13 protein-coding genes are annotated in these 17,447 nt (G+C 58.5%); 7 read left to right on the forward strand and 6 right to left on the reverse strand.

Annotated elements, in window-relative coordinates:
- Window positions 1–217: 217 nt before the first annotated feature.
- From lon to ACIQVE_RS16220, 4 genes are all read right to left on the reverse strand, one after another.
- Window positions 218–2,641 (reverse strand): endopeptidase La, encoded by a 2,424-nt coding sequence (lon, locus tag ACIQVE_RS16205; protein WP_402810102.1) that lies wholly within the window; start codon window positions 2,639–2,641, stop codon window positions 218–220.
- Window positions 2,642–3,315: 674 nt separating this feature from the next.
- A complete protein-coding gene (locus ACIQVE_RS16210) occupies window positions 3,316–3,690 on the reverse strand; it encodes a DUF6124 family protein (RefSeq protein ID WP_402810105.1) in 375 nt (124 codons plus the stop codon).
- A gap of 529 nt (window positions 3,691–4,219) precedes the next feature.
- A complete protein-coding gene (locus tag ACIQVE_RS16215; RefSeq protein ID WP_402810106.1) occupies window positions 4,220–6,631 on the reverse strand; it encodes a glucose/quinate/shikimate family membrane-bound PQQ-dependent dehydrogenase in 2,412 nt (803 codons plus the stop codon).
- 214 nt (window positions 6,632–6,845) lie between these two features.
- Window positions 6,846–8,207, reverse strand: coding sequence for a carbohydrate porin (locus ACIQVE_RS16220; protein ID WP_402810109.1), 1,362 nt, complete (start codon window positions 8,205–8,207; stop codon window positions 6,846–6,848).
- Between the two features lie 301 nt (window positions 8,208–8,508).
- Between ACIQVE_RS16220 and ACIQVE_RS16225 the strand changes: the two genes are divergently transcribed.
- Window positions 8,509–8,739: a VF530 family DNA-binding protein gene (locus ACIQVE_RS16225; protein WP_402810111.1), complete on the forward strand. Its 231-nt coding sequence runs from the start codon at window positions 8,509–8,511 to the stop codon at window positions 8,737–8,739.
- Between the two features lies 1 nt (window position 8,740).
- The gene (locus ACIQVE_RS16230; protein WP_402810113.1) at window positions 8,741–9,379 is read left to right on the forward strand and encodes a Pr6Pr family membrane protein; all 639 of its coding nucleotides are present in this window, start codon (window positions 8,741–8,743) and stop codon (window positions 9,377–9,379) included.
- A gap of 294 nt (window positions 9,380–9,673) precedes the next feature.
- Here ACIQVE_RS16230 and ACIQVE_RS16235 read toward each other — a convergent pair whose 3' ends face one another.
- Together ACIQVE_RS16235 and ACIQVE_RS16240 are read right to left on the reverse strand one after the other, a co-directional pair.
- Window positions 9,674–10,456 carry a siderophore-interacting protein gene (locus ACIQVE_RS16235; protein ID WP_402810115.1) on the reverse strand — a complete coding sequence of 261 codons (783 nt, stop codon included), beginning with the start codon at window positions 10,454–10,456 and terminating at the stop codon, window positions 9,674–9,676.
- A complete protein-coding gene (locus ACIQVE_RS16240; protein WP_402810118.1) occupies window positions 10,453–11,028 on the reverse strand; it encodes a PadR family transcriptional regulator in 576 nt (191 codons plus the stop codon). Before ACIQVE_RS16240 ends, ACIQVE_RS16235 begins: the two co-directional genes overlap by 4 nt.
- Window positions 11,029–11,500: 472 nt before the next feature.
- Here ACIQVE_RS16240 and ACIQVE_RS16245 point away from each other — a divergent pair, with 472 nt between their 5' ends.
- The 5 genes from ACIQVE_RS16245 to ACIQVE_RS16265 all read left to right on the forward strand — a co-directional run bounded on the left by ACIQVE_RS16245 (window position 11,501) and on the right by ACIQVE_RS16265 (window position 17,376).
- A complete protein-coding gene (locus ACIQVE_RS16245) occupies window positions 11,501–11,986 on the forward strand; it encodes a CS1 type fimbrial major subunit (RefSeq protein WP_402810121.1) in 486 nt (161 codons plus the stop codon).
- Window positions 11,987–12,093: 107 nt separating this feature from the next.
- Complete coding sequence (locus tag ACIQVE_RS16250; protein WP_402810123.1) at window positions 12,094–14,616, forward strand: TcfC E-set like domain-containing protein; 2,523 nt, start codon at window positions 12,094–12,096, stop codon at window positions 14,614–14,616.
- A 135-nt stretch (window positions 14,617–14,751) separates the two neighbouring features.
- Window positions 14,752–15,492, forward strand: coding sequence for a molecular chaperone (locus tag ACIQVE_RS16255; RefSeq protein WP_402810126.1), 741 nt, complete (start codon window positions 14,752–14,754; stop codon window positions 15,490–15,492).
- Between the two features lie 25 nt (window positions 15,493–15,517).
- The gene (locus tag ACIQVE_RS16260) at window positions 15,518–16,006 is read left to right on the forward strand and encodes a CS1 type fimbrial major subunit (RefSeq protein WP_402810128.1); all 489 of its coding nucleotides are present in this window, start codon (window positions 15,518–15,520) and stop codon (window positions 16,004–16,006) included.
- A 113-nt stretch (window positions 16,007–16,119) separates the two neighbouring features.
- The gene (locus ACIQVE_RS16265) at window positions 16,120–17,376 is read left to right on the forward strand and encodes a hypothetical protein (protein WP_402810131.1); all 1,257 of its coding nucleotides are present in this window, start codon (window positions 16,120–16,122) and stop codon (window positions 17,374–17,376) included.
- The last annotated feature ends 71 nt before the right edge of the window (window positions 17,377–17,447 follow it).

Genomic DNA, 17,447 nt, shown 5'->3' on the forward strand with positions numbered 1-17,447 from the left:
GAGTCGATTATGGATTCAGCGATCCGCTTTCAGGTCGGCGGAGTCTGAAAGATCGAGTCGATTATGGATTCAGCGATCCGCTTTCAGGTCGGCGGAGTCTAAAAGATCGAGTCGATTATGGATTCAGCGATCCGCTTTCAGGTCGGTGTAACTCTGCAATATCACACGGTCGGCCCCCTCTCCCCCCGGGAGAGGGCTGGGGTGAGGGGCTTTTGCCTCAGAAGAGCACCTTCGCTACATCCGCAAAGCGCTTGGCAAAGTGCACGGTAATGCCTTCTTTCAAGTAGTCCGGCAGTTCCTCGAAGTTGCCCCGGTTCGGCTCCGGCAGGATCAATTCAAATATCTTCTGCCGCCGGGCCGCGATCACCTTCTCACGCACCCCGCCAATCGGCAGCACATGCCCGGTCAGCGTCAGTTCGCCGGTCATCGCCACGCCTTTTTTCGGCGCTTGGTTGCGCGCAAGCGAAAGCAAAGCGCTGGCCATGGTGACGCCGGCGCTCGGGCCATCCTTCGGTGTTGCGCCTTCCGGCACGTGCAGGTGGACGAAAGCTTCGTCGAAGAACTTCGCATCGCCGCCAAACTGTTTCAGGTTCGAGCTGACGTAGCTGTAAGCGATCTCCGCCGATTCCTTCATCACGTCACCCAACTGCCCGGTGAGTTTGAAACCGCGATTGAGCGTGTGAATCCGCGTCGCTTCGATCGGCAACGTGGCGCCGCCCATGCTGGTCCAGGCCAGCCCCGTGATGACGCCGGTGCCGGACAGCACTTGTTCGTTGCGAAACACCGGATACCCCAGCGAGGCTTCCAGATCTTTCGGCCCGAGTTTGATCACAGCTTTCGGATCGTCGATCAGTTTCATCACCGCTTTGCGCACCAGTTTGCCCAGTTGCTTTTCCAACTGACGCACCCCGGCCTCACGGGCATAACCGTCGATCAAGGTTTTGAGAGCGCTATCGCTGATGCTCAGGCTGCCCTTGGACACACCAGCTTTTTCCAGCAGTTTCGGCCACAGGTGGCGCTTGGCGATGGCGACTTTTTCTTCGGTGATGTAGCCCGACAGGCGAATCACTTCCATGCGGTCGAGCAACGGGCCTGGGATCGAGTCGAGGGTGTTGGCCGTGCAAACGAACAGGACTTTCGACAAGTCCATGCGCAAATCGAGATAGTGGTCGAGGAATTCGACGTTCTGTTCCGGGTCGAGGGTTTCCAGCAGCGCCGAGGCCGGGTCGCCCTGGTAGCTCTGGCCCATCTTGTCGATTTCGTCGAGCATGATCACCGGGTTCATCACTTCGACGTCTTTCAACGCCTGCACCAGTTTGCCCGGCTGTGCGCCGATGTAAGTGCGGCGGTGGCCCTTGATCTCGGCTTCGTCGCGCATACCGCCGAGGCTGAAGCGATAGAACGGTCGGCCGAGGGATTCGGCGATGGATTTGCCGACGCTGGTTTTACCCACACCCGGCGGGCCAACGAGCAGCACGATCGAACCGCTGATCTCGCCTTTATAGGCACCGACCGCGAGGAATTCGAGGATGCGGTCCTTGATGTCGTCGAGCCCGGCGTGGTGTTTGTCCAGCACCTTGCGCGCGTGCTTGAGGTCAAGTTTGTCCGCGCCATACACGCCCCACGGCACTGACGTCGCCCAGTCGAGGTAGTTGCGGGTGACTGCGTATTCTGGCGACCCCGTTTCGAGGATCGACAGTTTGTTCATTTCTTCGTCGAGGCGCTTTTGCACCTGCGCCGGCAAGACTTTGCCTTCCAGACGCTGCTTGAACTGTTCGAGGTCGGCGCTGCGGTCGTCCTTGGTCAGACCGAGTTCCTGCTGGATGACTTTGAGTTGTTCCTTGAGGAAGAACTCGCGCTGATGCTCGCCGATCTTGCGGTTGACCTCAGCAGAGATTTCTTTTTGCAGGCGCGCGACTTCGACTTCCTTGCGCAGCATCGGCAGAACTTTTTCCATGCGCTTGAGCATCGGCACGCAATCGAGTACGGCTTGCAGTTCGGGGCCGGTGGCTGAGGTCAGGGCGGCCGCGAAGTCGGTCAGCGGCGATGGATCGTTGGGGCTGAAGCGGTTGAGATAGTTTTTCAGTTCTTCGCTGTACAGCGGGTTGAGCGGCAGCAGTTCCTTGATCGCGTTGATCAGCGCCATGCCGTAGGCCTTGACCTCGTCGGTCGGCTCGGTGGGCTGGTGCGGGTATTCGACTTCGACCAGATACGGTGGGCGATGGTGCTTGAGCCAGGTCTTGATGCGGACGCGGCTCAGGCCCTGGGCGACGAACTGCAGTTTGCCGTTTTCGCGGCTGGCGTGGTGCACCTTGACCAATGTCCCGTACTCGGGGAGGGCGTCGGTGTTGAAGTGGCGCGGGTCTTCCTGCGGCGTGTCCATGAAGAACAGGGCCAGGGAGTGGTGATCGGATTTGCTGACCAGTTCGAGGGTTTCAGCCCACGGTTCTTCGTTGACGATGACCGGCAGGACTTGCGCCGGGAAGAACGGGCGGTTGTGGATCGGGATGATGTAGACCTTGTCCGGCAGGTTCTGGCCGGGCAGCGCCAGGCCTTTGCCGGAGGTGGTGTGTTCGATGTGGTCTTCGTTGGCTTCGGTGTAGTCGTCGGGGTTTTCGGGGAATTCTTGCTGGTCGCTCATGGGGCACCTGCGCAATTGGGTATGGGTGTTAGATGGGGCAGGCTGTTGGTGGTTTCAATGGTGGGGGTGTGTTTCTGTTTGTGTTCAGGGGTTTGACAGGGTTCTCGCTTTTGACTTGGCGGCCTCTGGGTCGACCATGATGTGGTTGTTCGGTGTGTATATCCATTTCTTCGGTAACGGCGGCTTAGGGTTTCGCCCTTACGGCGACTCACTTTTTTTACAAACGCCTAAAAAAAGTAAGCAAAAAAACGCTTGCTCCTACGTGCGGCCCGCTCGCTGGGGCTCGGGGTTCCTTCGCTCCGGGATTGATCCGGGGGCATCGCCTACGGTTTGCTGCGCTGCACCTCCTCTCGATGTGTTTGGCTGCGCCAAACGGTCGCTGCGCTCCCACCCCCGGATCAAGCCCTCCACTCAGCCTTCCGACGTCGCCCGTGGATCAAGATCAAGAGCGGTACTCGAGCTTGCGCTCATCGTTTTGAGTGGTAAGAAGCGGGTGTTCGGCCTTTGTTTTGTGGTGCATTTTCCCTCACCCCAGCCCTCTCCCCAGGGAGAGGGCGCCGATTGGTGGGCCTTTCAAAACTGGAAATCGACTCGGTCTTTCACGTCGGCGTACCTTTCCCAAACACCTCGGTCAGTCCCCTCTCCCTCCGGGAGAGGGTTAGGGTGAGGGGCTTTTAGCTGTGTGGCTGCGGTTGTGGTATTTCGAGGTTGTCCAGTACGCGGTTTACCACGAGTTCAGCCAGCATGATGATTTGCTGGATCGCCAATATCGTGCGCCTCTGCGGGAGGTCGATGTAGGCGGCGATGTCGCTGCTCATGAGGCTGGCTTGCGCCAGGGATTCACAGGCGTGGACCAGCAGGCTTTCGCTGTCTTGATCGGGGGCGACCTGTAACATGGTGCTGGGTTTGTGGAACCGCAAGGTGAGTGCGTTAGGTTTGAGGTAATGGTCGAGCGCGCGCTCGGCCGCTTCGTGGAATTTCTTCGAATCGGGGGATTCGTAGGGGGAGGTGTCGTTGGTTTCGGGGGGATTCGGCGTTGGCTTTTTCATGATGAATACTCAGTTGGTGAAAGTGGAGCTACCCACGATTGCCGCGAAGCAATCTGAGGTGGCAGCTGTACGCGGGTTCGCGGACCGATAACTGAGAAATCGGCATACCTTCAAGAAGGTATCCCGCGCACAGCCGCCATGACTCAAACAACAGGCCCCGAGGTGCCTTAAGGTTGGCGATTATGCATCAGTTATCGGGCCGCGACGCCCCATCGCTGAATTTGCAGCGACCCCTTGAGCCTATCCACCCCATTTCCGACGCACAACCGACGCGACTTGTCGGAAATCTCTCGTCTATCGCCAGCATCTGTAGGACGAGCATATTTCCTACAATCCAACCCACTACAACCTGTGGGAGCGAGCTTGCTCGCGAATACGGTTTTACATTCAACACAAATGTCGACTGAGCTGACGCCTTCGCGAGCAAGCTCGCTCCCACAGGTTTTGCGGGCAGTTTCAGAAATCGCAGGCAACAAAAAAGGCGATGCCCCTCGCGGGACATCGCCTTTTCTTTAACTGCCGCTAACGCTTATTCCGGCAGTTTGTACGCAATCACGTAGTCACCCATTTTGGTGCCCAGCGAGCCGTGGCCGCCGACAACGAGCAGGACGTATTGCTTGCCGTCCTTGCCGGTGTAGGTCATCGGAGTCGCTTGGCCGCCAGCAGGCAGGCGTGCTTTCCACAACTCTTTACCGGAGTTGACGTCGTAGGCGCGCAGGTACTGGTCGAGGGTGCCGCTGAGGAAGCCGACGCCGCCGGCGGTCACCATCGAGCCGCCCATGCTAGGCACGCCCAGGGTGAAGCCGATCGGGATTGGCGAGCTGTCGCGGCTGGTGCCGTTTTTGCGTTTCCACACGACTTTGCTGGTGGTCAGGTCGATACCGGCAACGTAGCCCCAGGCCGGGGCCTGGCACGGTACACCGAATGGCGACATGAACGGGTGCATGATCACTGCGTATGGCGCGCCGGTGTTCGGTTGCACGCCAGCGGTTTCGCTTTCGCGTTTGCTGCCGGCGGCGACTTGCTCGCGTGGCACCATTTTCGAAACGAAGGCCATGTAGTTCGGGCTGGTGAACAGCATCTGGCGAACCGGATCGACCGACACGCCGCCCCAGTTGAACACGCCGACGTTGCCCGGGTAGATCAGGCTGCCCTGTTCCGACGGAGGGGTGTACTGGCCTTCATAACGCAGTTCCTTGAACTGGATGCGGCACAGCATCTGGTCGAACGGGCTCGCGCCCCACATGGCTTTTTCGGTCAGTTCCGGGGCCAGCAGGTTGAGGTCCGAACGGGCCTGGGTCGGTGCGGTGAAGTCGCCTTTGACGGCGCCCTGCGGTACCGGGATTTCCTTGATCGGAATGATCGGCGTGCCGTCACGACGGTCGAGGACGTACAGGCTGCCCTGTTTGGTCGGGGCGATCAGCGCAGGTTTCACGCCGTCGGCGGTTTTCATGTCGAGCAGGGTTGGCTGGCTGCCGACGTCCATGTCCCACAGGTCGTGGTGGGTGAACTGGTAGTTCCAGCGCACTTTACCGGTGGCCAGGTCCAGAGCAACGATGCCGGCGCTGAATTTCTCGGCGCCCGGGGTGCGATCAGCGCCCCATTGGTCAGGCGTCTGGTTGCCCAGTGGCAGGTAAACCATGCCGAGTTTTTCGTCGACGCTGGCCAGCGACCACATGTTGGCCGAGTTGCGGCTGTAGGTTTCGCCCGGGGCCAAGGGTTCGGTGGCGTCCGGCTTGTCGCTGTCCCAGTTCCACACGAGGTGGCCGTCGTGCACGTCGAAGGCGCGGATCACGCCCGATGGCTCGTTGGTCGATTCGTTGTCGGTGACGTGACCGCCCATGATCACCAGATCACGGGTAATCGCGGCCGGCGAGGTGGAGTAGTAGCCACCGGCAGTGAACGGACCGATGCCTTGGGTCAGGTCGACCACGCCGTTGTTGCCGAAGCCTTCGCAGATCTTGCCGGTGTCGGCATTCAGGGCGATCAGGCGAGCGTCAGCGGTTGGCAGGTACAGACGACGCGGGCAGGCCTGAGCAACGGCTTTGCCAGCTTCGGAGACGACAGCGGAGGCAGCGTTTTCAGACTTGGCGTAAGCGGCTTCGTCGTAGTACGACACGCCACGGCAGGTCATGTGGGCGAAGCCTTTGAAGCCGACCGGGCTTTTGATCTGCGGGTCGAAGCGCCACAGCTCTTTGCCGGTGTCCGGGTCCAGGGCCAGCACTTTGCTGTGCGCGGTGCAGGCGTAGATCATGCCGTTGGCTTTGAGCGGGGTGTTTTCGTTGGTCAGCTCAACCGGGTCATCAGCGCTCGGCAGGTCGCCGGTCTGGATGCGCCAGGCTTCTTGCAGCTTGCCGACGTTGGCCGGGGTGATCTGCTTGAGCGGCGAGTAACGGTCACCGAATTCGCTGCGGCCGTAGGCCTGCCAGTCGCCATCAGGCATGGCTGGCGCGGTGCTGGTCATGTCTGCGGTGTCGCGGCCCAGTTCGCCGAACGTTTCGCCCGGGTGGGTGAACAGGCTGGCCACAGCGGTGATGCCGGCCAAAACAACGGCCACGGTCAAGCCGCCAGTACCCATACGGGCAGGGCCGTTGATCAGCAATGGACGACGGAACCACGGCAGCAGCATGACGAAACCGAGGGCAAACCACAGTGCCAGACGTGGCACCAGTTGCCACCAGTCCAGACCGACTTCCCACAGTGCCCAAACAGTGCTGGCAAACAGCACGATGGCGTACAGGCCCAGCGCGGCGCGACGACGCAGCAGCAACAGAATGCCGGTCAGCGCGATGCCGATACCGGCCAGTAGGTAGTACAGCGAGCCGCCGAGCATGCTCAGTTTGACTCCCCCGGCCAGCATGGCCAGGCCCATCAGTAGAAGCAGAATGCCGAGCAGGCTTGGTAGCAGACGGCCCCGACTCGAAGCACTTTCGGTGCTCATAGTGTGATTCTCCGTGACGTTTATGTAGTCCCGCGCTGTAGTCACTGTAGATGACGATTTGGCGTGGGCATGGTTCAGATAAAACTTGTGTAGCTTGCTAAATTTCCTGTGGGAGCGAGCTTGCTCGCGAAAGCGGTGGTTCAGGCAACATGGATGTTGGCTGTTATGGCCCCTTCGCGAGCAAGCTCGCTCCCACATTGGGACTCGGTGTTCTTTAGAACGAAGACTGGATCTTGATCCCGCCGATCAGTGCGTCATCGACCTTGTCCACGCCGCCCGGATGGCGGATGTATTGCAGGTTCGGGCGTACGGTTAGCCAGTTCGTCACGTGCACGCCGTAATACAGTTCGGCGCTGTATTCGGTGTCTTGCGGCGGCAGGAACGACGGATCGTCGTAGTCATAAACGGCGCGGGCCTGATTGCTCTTCTCGGCGTTCTTGCGATAGGCCGGGTTGACGTGCACGCGGGCCATGGCGAAGCCGATGTCGTCTTTGGCGCGGCTGGCGAGCAGGCCTTTGTAGACGAGGCCGGCCTGCACGTAGTTGTCGATGGCGTTGGTTTTCTTGTCGTGCATGGTGCCGTTGGCGAACACGCTCAGGCCACGGGAATTGTCGCTGGCCATGCTGGTGATTTGCTGCTGCACGCCCAGCCATACACCGTGTTTGCTGGAGGCGCTGCGATAGGCCTCGCCACTGAGGGCAGCCGGTTGGCCATTGTTGTCCTTATAGACGTCGCTGGCCTTGGCATTGCTGTAGTAGTAACCAGCGCGGTATTCGCCCGGCAGGCCGTTGAATTTCGGCGTCCACACCAGTTCAACCGGCAGGATCGCGCCTTGGGTCCCGCTGCCGCTGAGTTTGAAACCGTTGCCGCGATCGAGGTTCGACGGGTTCTGCTCGTAGGCGCCGACTTGTGCGTACAGCTCTGGTGTCAGGTGATATTTGACACGCAGCGCCCACTGGCTGACCGGCCAGTTGTACCAGATGCCGCCGACCCAGTTGCCGACCTGCGAGCCGCAGAACGCCAGGTTCTGAAAGTCGCACGGGAAGCTGTTGAAGTCTTCGCCTTCGCCGAACCGACCGACCTTGATGTCGAGTTTCTGATCGAAGAATTTTTGCTGGTACCACATCTGCGTCAGGCGCGTGGTCTGGCCACGGCCCCAGACTTCCTGGGCCGACGTGAAGCCACCGACGCGCGGATCGTTGATGCGATCGTTGCTGATGTTGTTGCCGCTGCGCTTGGTGATGGTCAGTTGAAACTCGGCGTCGTCCCAGCCGAGGATCTTTTGCAAATCCAGATGCGTGCCGAGGCCGAACTGGTCGCTGTAGCGCGCCGTGCGATCGTGGTCGTAGCCGCCATGCAGGTTGCTGCCCATTTCGCCGGTGTAATCGAGTTTGAAGTCGTAGCCTTTTTCCGAGAGTTCTGTGCGCGTGCCGTTCCAGTCACCGAGCATGTACGGCGATTCGCTGTCGAACGCGGCAGCGGCTTGGGCGCAGGTGACGAGGCCAAGGGCGGTGCAGCCGCCAATCACGCGCAGGATTGAGATAGCGCTGTCTCGGGAGAAGGAAAAATCGGGCATGGATAAGTCTTTTTTTGGGTGTTTTTCGGGTACGGGCTGAGCGCTACGATTTGTCGCAGGCAGTGAAGCGATTCAGCGGAAGGGCGGCAGGATAATGATCTGTAACAAAAAGACAAAGCGCTTTTGTCGACATGCAGCGTTTCGGATTCGGTAACAGTGCGGCAAACGGGCGCATTGTCGGGCGTCTCCGAGGCTGCGATCTTCACGGGTTGACCTACATTTGATGGAAGCCCTTCCACCCGGTCAGCCCCTCGGCTAAGGTGCGCGGCTTCTGCATTTTCACTTCGCCCAAAGGCCTGGCATGAACGAACAAACCCCCGATCCGCTGCACGGCGTAACCCTCGAACAGATCCTCACCGCGCTGGTGGCCCACTATGAATGGTCGGGGCTGGCCGAGCGTATCGACATTCGCTGCTTCAAGAGCGATCCGAGCATCAAGTCGAGCCTGACGTTTTTGCGTAAAACCCCGTGGGCGCGGGAGAAAGTCGAGCGTCTGTACATCAAATTGATGCGTACCAAGCGACCGCTCTGAGATGGACGCTGTCTGGCGTCAACGCTTGATCACCCTCGCAGCCACTCTCGGCTGGGCCGGGTTGGGCATTCAGCTGTACCTGATTTTTATCTCGCGTCTGAGTGTCGAAGCCAGTCTGCTGGGCGGGCTGGTGAGTTTCTTCAGTTACTTCACGGTGTTGACCAATACCTTGGTGGCCACCGTGCTGACCTGCGCGGTGACCCCACGCGAATCCGCCGCGCGCCGCTGGTTTCTGCAACCGTGGGTCAGCAGCGGGGTGGCGGTGAGCATCGCCGTGGTCGGCCTCGCCTACAGTCTTTTGCTGCGCCATTTATGGCATCCCGAGGGCTGGCAATTTATCGCCGACGAATTGCTCCACGACGTGATGCCGCTGCTGTTTCTGGGCTATTGGTGGTTTTGCGTGCCGAAGGGCACTTTGCGCCTGTGGCATTTGCCGCTGTGGCTGATTTATCCACTGGTTTACTTCATTTACGCCTTGCTGCGCGGGCATTTGCTCGGGGCATATGCGTATCCGTTCATTGATGTGGCGACCTTGGGTTATCCACAGGTGTTTATCAATGCCGGGGGGATATTGGCGGGGTTTGTGGGGATTGGCTTTGCGGTGATTGGCCTGGATCGCTGGTTTGGCAGCCGATCCTGAGGCATTGGACTATCTCTATGCTTGGGTGATTTATCTCTGGTTAGGTGATGCATTAGTGGTTAGGTGATGATTCATCTGTGGCGAGGGGATTTATCCCCGTTGGGTGGCGAAGCCGCCCCGATACCTGAACACTCGATGTGTCTGATAGATCACAGGGGGCTGCTGCGCAGCCCAACGGGGATAAATCCCCTCGCCACAAATGATCTCAGACACAAATGATCTCAGACACGAATGATCCAGACACAAATGATCCCTATATACAGCACAAATGATTTCTTCCCATTGGGGATGTCTTTACTCTTCCTCTGAGCCTTCCGCACGCCAGTAGCCGACCGCTTTGACCAACTTTTCATCCAGCCCGTGCTCATCCAGCAACACCCGGCGGATCTGCCGCGAGACTTTTGTCTCAGTCGCCACCCACGCGTAAAGATTGCCCTTGGGCACCTGCAATTGCTTGACGGTGGTCAGCAGGTTGTCCGTGCCACCATCGCGCAGTACCCAAATCACATTGACCTGCGCGGCGCTTTCCAGCGTTTGCTGCTCGGCACCGTTTGCCACTTCGATCACCACCAGCGCCTTGCGATTGGCCGCCAGGCCTTCGAGGCGGCGGGCGATGGCGGGCAGGGCGGTTTCGTCGCCTATCAGCAGATAGCTGTCGAAAATGTCCGGCACGATCATCGAGCCGCGCGGCCCGCCGATGTGCAGGAACTGCCCAGGCGCAGCCTGTTCGGCCCAGGTCGAGGCAGGGCCGTCGCCGTGCAGGACGAAATCGATGTCCAGCTCAAGTGTGTCGAGGTCATAGCGACGCGGGGTGTAGTCGCGCATCTCGGGGATCGGGCCGTCGTTCTTGCCGCCGAGCACCATCGTCTCCAGTGCAGCGGTTTGTTCGGCGTTCTGCGGGAACATCAGTTTGACGTGATCGTCCGTGCCCAGGCTGATAAACCCGGCCAGTTCCGGCCCGCCGAGGGTGATGCGGCGCATGCGCGGGGTCAGGTCGACCACGCGCAGCACTTGTAGGCGACGGCGTTTGATTTCGTGCATCACGCGGTGAATGGTTTGGGTGTCGATTGCAGTCATTCGGCTTTCTCCGGGGCAGAGGTCACGGCGGGGCCGTCGACAATGGCTTTGGCGGTGTTGTTGAGCAGATCCCGTACACGCAGGATTTCTTCCGGGCTCCAGCGGCCGTGATGCAATTGCAAGGCGTGGCGCAAGTTGTGCACCGCTTCGTGGATTTCCGGCGGCCGGTCATGGCCGCGCAGAGAGCGCTTGCTGACGTCGATGCGCATGCGTACACCATCAAGGGCCACGGCTTGCTCGCTCAGGGACAGGCGTCCGGCGTCGGTCACGCTGTAGCGTTTTTTGCCGCCCTCGGCGTCGCCGCTGATCAATTCACTTTCTTCCAGAAAGGTCAGGGTCGGATAGATCACGCCGGGGCTCGGGCTGTAGGCGCCATCGAACATGCCTTCGATCTGGCGGATCAGGTCGTAGCCGTGGCAGGGCTGTTCGGCGACCAGCGCCAGTAGCAGCAGTTTCAGATCACCTGGGGCGAATACTCGCGGGCCGCGGCCACCGCGTTCTCGGCCTGGGCGTTTTTCGAAGCCGTCACGGCCGTCGCCGTGCTCGCGGTGGGGGGAATGATGGTCTCTCATTTCTATCTTCTCTCGTCGTGTTTAGATACAACTTAAGATATATCTTATGGCGGATGCAAGGCATTCGGATCAGTGGTCGCCGCGGCGCGTCAACGAAAATGGCGCCGTCGTCGATGCGGGATGAACTTTGTGTTTTTCTAGAGTAAATGGACTAATTACAAAAGAGTAAAGTCGAATATCAGCTCCTTTGCAGGCGCATAAGCCCGTAATAACGAGTGCTCTGGATAGTTTTAAATCTGTATGTTTTTTCTCTAAAAACTGTATGTAGTATAGTTCTGAGAGTCACTGTTCTCAAAAATGCAATATGCACTTTTTTTCCCATTTTGCACGGGTATTATTAACTACAGGTAGTGGTGAAATTTCCTACTTACTTTGTTGTTGAATTACTTGATCATGCCTCCGCGCTGAAAGTTAAGTCAGTAAGCGCCAAAACTTTCCACGCTTAAATCCTTATCAAAAGCAGGTACTGATCATGTTCAAGAAGTTTGCAATTTCCGCCCCGATGGCCATCTTGGCACTGAGTTCTTCCGTGGCGTTTGCCGCAGACCCAATTAGCCAGACGATCAACATCAAGGCATTCGTGCCTACTTCGCTGTTCAATGTTGCCCCTCAGACGCCGGGCTTCGGTGTTGATGAAACCATGACCCAACTGGGCAGCGGCGAACTGACCACCATCAGCGAAATTTTCAACATGAAGCATACCGACAACAAGGGCGCCATCAATGCCGTGCTCGATGGCACCGCAGCGTTGTACAACGGCCGGGACAGCATCCCGCTGACCGTCAAGGTCGGTGGCGTGCTGCTGACCAGTGTCAGCACCGAAATCGTCAACGAAACCGACTCTGTACCAGGCGTGCAGCGGGAAATGGTGATCAAGGCTGCCACGCCAGCTGCGACTCAATCGGGTAATTACTCGGGCAGCTTCGCTGTTGTATTCGAGCCAGTGTTGAAGCCGTGAAACAACTTTTTGAATAACGCAATGTTTATTCAATAGTCTTGGCCCACTGATCATCTTTTGATGATCGGTGGACGCCAGCTCATCAAGTAATTTGAGTATTAAAGATCATGTTCCCGATGACGCCCATCGCGGCAGCGCTCGCACTTTTTTTATGTGCCAGTGCTTTGGCCGCGCCCACTAACAACGCTAATACACCGCGCAGTCTGCTCGCTCAGGCCAAAGGCTTGCCGGCGGAATTCGAAGAACACTTCTTCGATGTGCCATTAGCTGTTCGGGTTGAGCGTGATCAACAGTTTCTCGGTGAGGCGATGGTCGTATTAAGCAAGGATGATCGTGTCACTCTGCTGGAGTTTACCGACACCGGCGACAGCCAGATCCCGGCCAATGAACGGGACATATTGGGCAGCTTTCTGAAGCAGGGTGTGAGCCTGGGCGCCTGTCAGGGCAGTTGCCCCGAGCAAGTGCTGGCAGTGCATTACAACCTGCAGAATTCGCTGGTGTCGATCGCCACCGAAAATGCCGAGCGCGACACTGAAGCCCTACGCTATTACACGCTCCCCGAAGAGGGCAGCACCGGGTTGATCCTGCGCAATCAACTGAACCTCAACGGCGGGCAGGAGCAAGACCTTGGTGGTCGCTATGGCCTTGAGGCGAGCAGCAGCCTCGGCAATTGGACGCAACGCGTCAATCTGCAAATGGCACGCTTGGGCGGACCTGACGATAAGCTCTATCACGCGGTACACGAACTGTACGGCCAGCGTGAATTGCAGGGCAGTTTTTTGCGCCTGGGTTTTTTCACCCCCAGCTCCGAAGGCCTGACGCGGCAGTTGCGTTCATTTGGCGCCAGCCCCGATACGGCGGCGGGCGTGATGTTCGGCAGCTCCGACAGCCTGGCGATCAACAATCCCACGCCCAGCGTTTATCCGATTTATGTCACGGCCAACCGCCAGGCATCGGTGGAAATCTATCGCAATGGTCTGCTGGTCAACACACAGGCGATCAGTGCCGGTCTGCAAACCCTCGACACCCGGCCGCTTCCGGGAGGCATTTACGAAGTCGAAGTGCGGCTGATCGAAGACGGCCAGATCACCTCAACCACCCAGGAGCTGGTGTACAAACCCGGCAATTGGCGCAATCACGATGAGCGCTGGCGCTACAGCGTGTTCGCCGGCCAGGAAAGCAAACTGTTGAGCAACTGGGACGAGCAGGCTCGAGGGGACATGACGGCCGGTGCAGCGCTTAATTATCTGCTGCATCCGCGGGTGATTCTCGGCCTCTCGGCGCGGCAACTGCAAGGCAAGCAGCAGGTGGCTTCGTCGATCGACTGGACGTTGGCCAATAACACCAGCCTGTACGCCAACGTTTACCAGACCGAGGACCACGGCACCGGGATCGATCTGCAAGGTATCTACAACTATGGCTCGGGCAACGTGTTTGCCACCCATAACCGTAGTTGGCTGGACACCACCAATACGTATGAGACCTTGCCGGACGGTACGCGGATACGACAACGCAACGTGTATATCGGCCAGACCGCCAACACGTCGCTGGCGATCAACCATCGACTCAACAGCAAGCAATCGCTCAATGGCCGGGTTTCCCATAGCGAGGGCAATGTCGAGGGCGTCGGAATCGATCTGGGCTGGACGCAACGTAGCCTGCTGCTTGGCAGCGATGCCAGTTGGCGTTTCTCGGTGTTTGATCGCCCCGCCAGTTTCAGCAGCGGGCAGGCGCGAAATCGCGGAGTGGATTTGAGTGTCAGCCTGGCCCTCGGCGGACCGGGCGAACAGTGGTCGGGCAGCATCGGTACGCGCACGGCCCGTGAGGGTGGCCGCGACAACAATGGGTCGCTGACTTACAACAAAACTCTGCAAAACCATGTACTGCAGAACGTATCGGTCACGGCGCTCGCTGACACCTATGGCGTCGGCGTGTCAGGCCTTGGCAGTTTCCGTACCGATGCGTTTAACGGCGATGCCTTTCTCCAGCGCTCGTCCTACAACGGCAATTACACCGGCGGTCTCAACCTCGACAGCACCGTGGCGGTTGGCGCAGAAAAGATCGTCATGACCAGCCAGCACGCCAGCGGCGGTGCCGGGATGATCATCGACGTCGAAACTGACCTCGATGAGATCGCCCTGCGCGCCGACGACCTCAGCGGCGGCAGTACCACCCTGCGCCCGGGGCGCAATTACGTGTCACTGACCGCCTATAAAAACAGCTCGGTGAGCTTCGATTTCGAAGGCAACCATGTCCCGTCCGCCAGCATTCAACCGCAGCGCACCCGCTATCACCTGAACAAGGGCGGGGTGGAGTACCGCAAGATCACCGTGAGCAAAACCCTGACCGTGCTCGGACGTTTGCTCGATCCGCAAGGCAAGCCGCTCAAGGGCCACCACATCATCAACCACGCCAGTCGTGGCGTGAGCGAAGTGGACGGCTTCTTCTCAATGGAAATGAACGCCGGTTCACCGACTCTGGAAGTGCGCTCGGGTGAGCAGTTGCTGTGCCAGTTCCGTCTCGATACGACCAATGTGCGCAGTGAAAACGATGTGTTGATGATTGGGGATCTGCGTTGCACGCCGGATACGTTGGCAGACACCACTCCACGTCTGCGAACGGCGGGTTAACCCATGACTGGATAAACGATTGCTCACCGGTGGGGGAAAAACCTCCGCCGGCAATGTCGCGGTGATCTGCGACCCGCAAGTCTGATGCCCCCCGTGCGTATTTTGTCCACCGTTCCACATCCAGAGGTTGAAACCATGAATTATCGATGGGCACTGCTACTCGCAGGCTGGTTACCGCTTATGTCCCACGCGGGGCCCGCGATCAACGTTGGCGTGGTCTACGACTACCTCGACGGTGATAAAAGCACTTACCTGAAACGGGTTTTCAACGGTGGTGACGCCTCCGCGTTCGTCAAGATCAACATCCTCGAAATTGTTTACGACGCCGACGGCACGGCGCGGGAAATTGCGCTGGTCAACCAGACCGAAGCCAACGCCCGTGATGGCTTGATGGCCAGTCCCGCGCGCCTGATTGTCCCGGCCAACGGCATGCAGGGCAGTCGTCTGGTGTTCATGGGCGAACGGGAAAAAGAACGTTATTTCCGCGTGCGATTCATTCCGGTGGTGCCGGAAAAAGAAGATGAATTTGCGGTGGCCGAAGAGGATCGCGATGAATACAAGAAAGGCCTGTCGGCAGGCGTCAACGTGTTGGCCGGATACGGCACGGTGTTCTTCGTACGCCCCACAGAAACGCGCTTTAACAGCGTGATCAGCAACGACGCGACCCGCTATGAAGTGCGCAACAGTGGCAACAGTACGGTGGTGGTCGATGAGTTCAGAAACTGTTCGACCAAAGATGAAAGCGACTGCCAACCGACCACGAAACATCACGTATTGCCAGGTCGTGTCTTCAAGTTCGATAAACAGAGCGGTCGTGAATACAACTTCATGTTGATCGAGGGCAAGTCGACCAAACCGATCGAGGTCAAGGGGTGATACCCGGACGTAAAAGGTGATGAAGATGCCAAACGCCACACGCGCAGCCATGTCACTGGCGCTGCTGTTACCCCTGAGCGACATTGTGAATGCGATCACCGAGCGTGAAACGTTCGAAGTCTCGGTGAGTATTCCTACGGCGGAGTTTTATGTAATTCCCTCCGAGCCTGACTGGATTCATCAGGAGCAGGCGCTGCCGTTCAATCCGGTATCAGGGTCGTTCGCCCCGCTGCGAAAGAACTTCGATGTGAAAAACGTCAATGGCGGCATTACCGCCCGCATAAGTGCCGAGCCCTTCCTGAGCAATGGCAGGGACACGGACAACATCCCGCTAATCGTAACGTTCAACCGCAAACGCCTGAGCCTCGTTTCCGAGCCGGTCATCACTGGACTCGATGGCCAGGCAGGCCAGCGGGTGGGCCTGGAAATTGCCGCGGCATTACCGGTGGACGGTTATCAGCCAGGCAGTTACTACGGCAGTGTGCACATGATTTTTGAAGCGCTGGCGCCTTGATCATTCATCCGGGAGGACATCACTGCGCTTACCGGCGTTTGGGCCGCTGGTTGGGTAATTGTCAGCTGTGCGGGCGTCGCTCGGCTCTGATCTCGCCACAAGGATTTTTCAGAATGAAAAGCAGTCGATTCAACAATGTTTTAAAGCGTCTGGTAGCGGGCATTGGGTTGTCTGCGTCACTGAGTCTGACGGCTCAGGCGCTTACACAAAATATCGACGCGTCGTTTCGACCCGATGCGGCAAACCCGCAAATGAACAAGTTTCGCAACGACACACCGGTATCAGGAGTCTGTGCGGGGCACATTCCGGCGCGATGCAAGGCGCTTAACATCTTCACGATTCGTGATGCAGCTTTTCGAGCATATTCGAACGGGCCCATTCTGCCCGGCGCCGATCTGAGAAACACTGCGATGTTTAAGGTTCCGTCTGAATGGCGGCCATTACCCGTCACCCACGGCACTACCGGCGAGGTGGAAACCGTTGAGGTGCGTATTGCAGGCATCGGACACCGATGGGACTTACCCCGTCCGCCGGGCGTTGCTGCGTGGGGATTACCAGGACCGCCGCCGATTGACTGGATGCGGCGGTGGCTTGACGGAGTTGCCCCTTGTGTCGGGACCAATTACATCGCTGCGAGCACTTCTCTGGCCCTGTTCTTCTGGCTCGTTCCTGAAAATGCAGGCGCGTGCGGGATGGCACCAGGCACTGAAATCCCCCGACTTTCGTACAACCACCTGGAATACGCATACGAACTCAGAACGCCTAATCCGTTAACCATGTCCACCGGCAACTACACCGGCTCCATCACCTACACCATGGGGCCGGGACAGGATTTCGACTTCGGCGACATCATGATCCCTACTGACAACCTGTACACCTTCAACTTCAATCTGTCGGTGCAACACACGCTCAAAGTTGAAGTCCCGCCGGGCGGGCAGCGGGTCGAGTTATTGCCCCAGGGTGGCTGGCAAGCCTGGCTGAATCAGGGGCGCAAACCGACGCGACTGTTCCGCGACCAGACCTTTAACCTGTCTGCTTCTTCGCGCTTCAAGATGAACCTGGAATGCCAATACGTCAGTGGTAACAACTGCGCGCTCCTGGAGCCGAATGCCGGCCACGTTGTGCCGCTAGAAGTCAGCGTCACGCTGCCGAGCGGATTGACCGACGCGTCGAACGAGCCGGTCAATCGTCGTCCATTGCGTCTGGATGGAGTCGGCACCGAGTTGTTCCAGCCCGGTATTTACGTGGACCGCAAACCGGGCACGCTGCATTTCGAAGTGGCGCGTGATGAAGTTGAAGAGATGATCAAACAGGGTGTTTCACGCCATTACTCGGGCAATGTCACCGTCATCTGGGATTCGCAAGTCTGAGCCTTGCCTGAGTAATCGGACGCTGCGGTGGAGCGACCTGTGGGTATGACGACAATCATCGCCATACCCAC

The sequence above is a fragment of the Pseudomonas sp. NPDC098747 genome, assembly GCF_044760045.1.
Lineage (GTDB): Bacteria > Pseudomonadota > Gammaproteobacteria > Pseudomonadales > Pseudomonadaceae > Aquipseudomonas.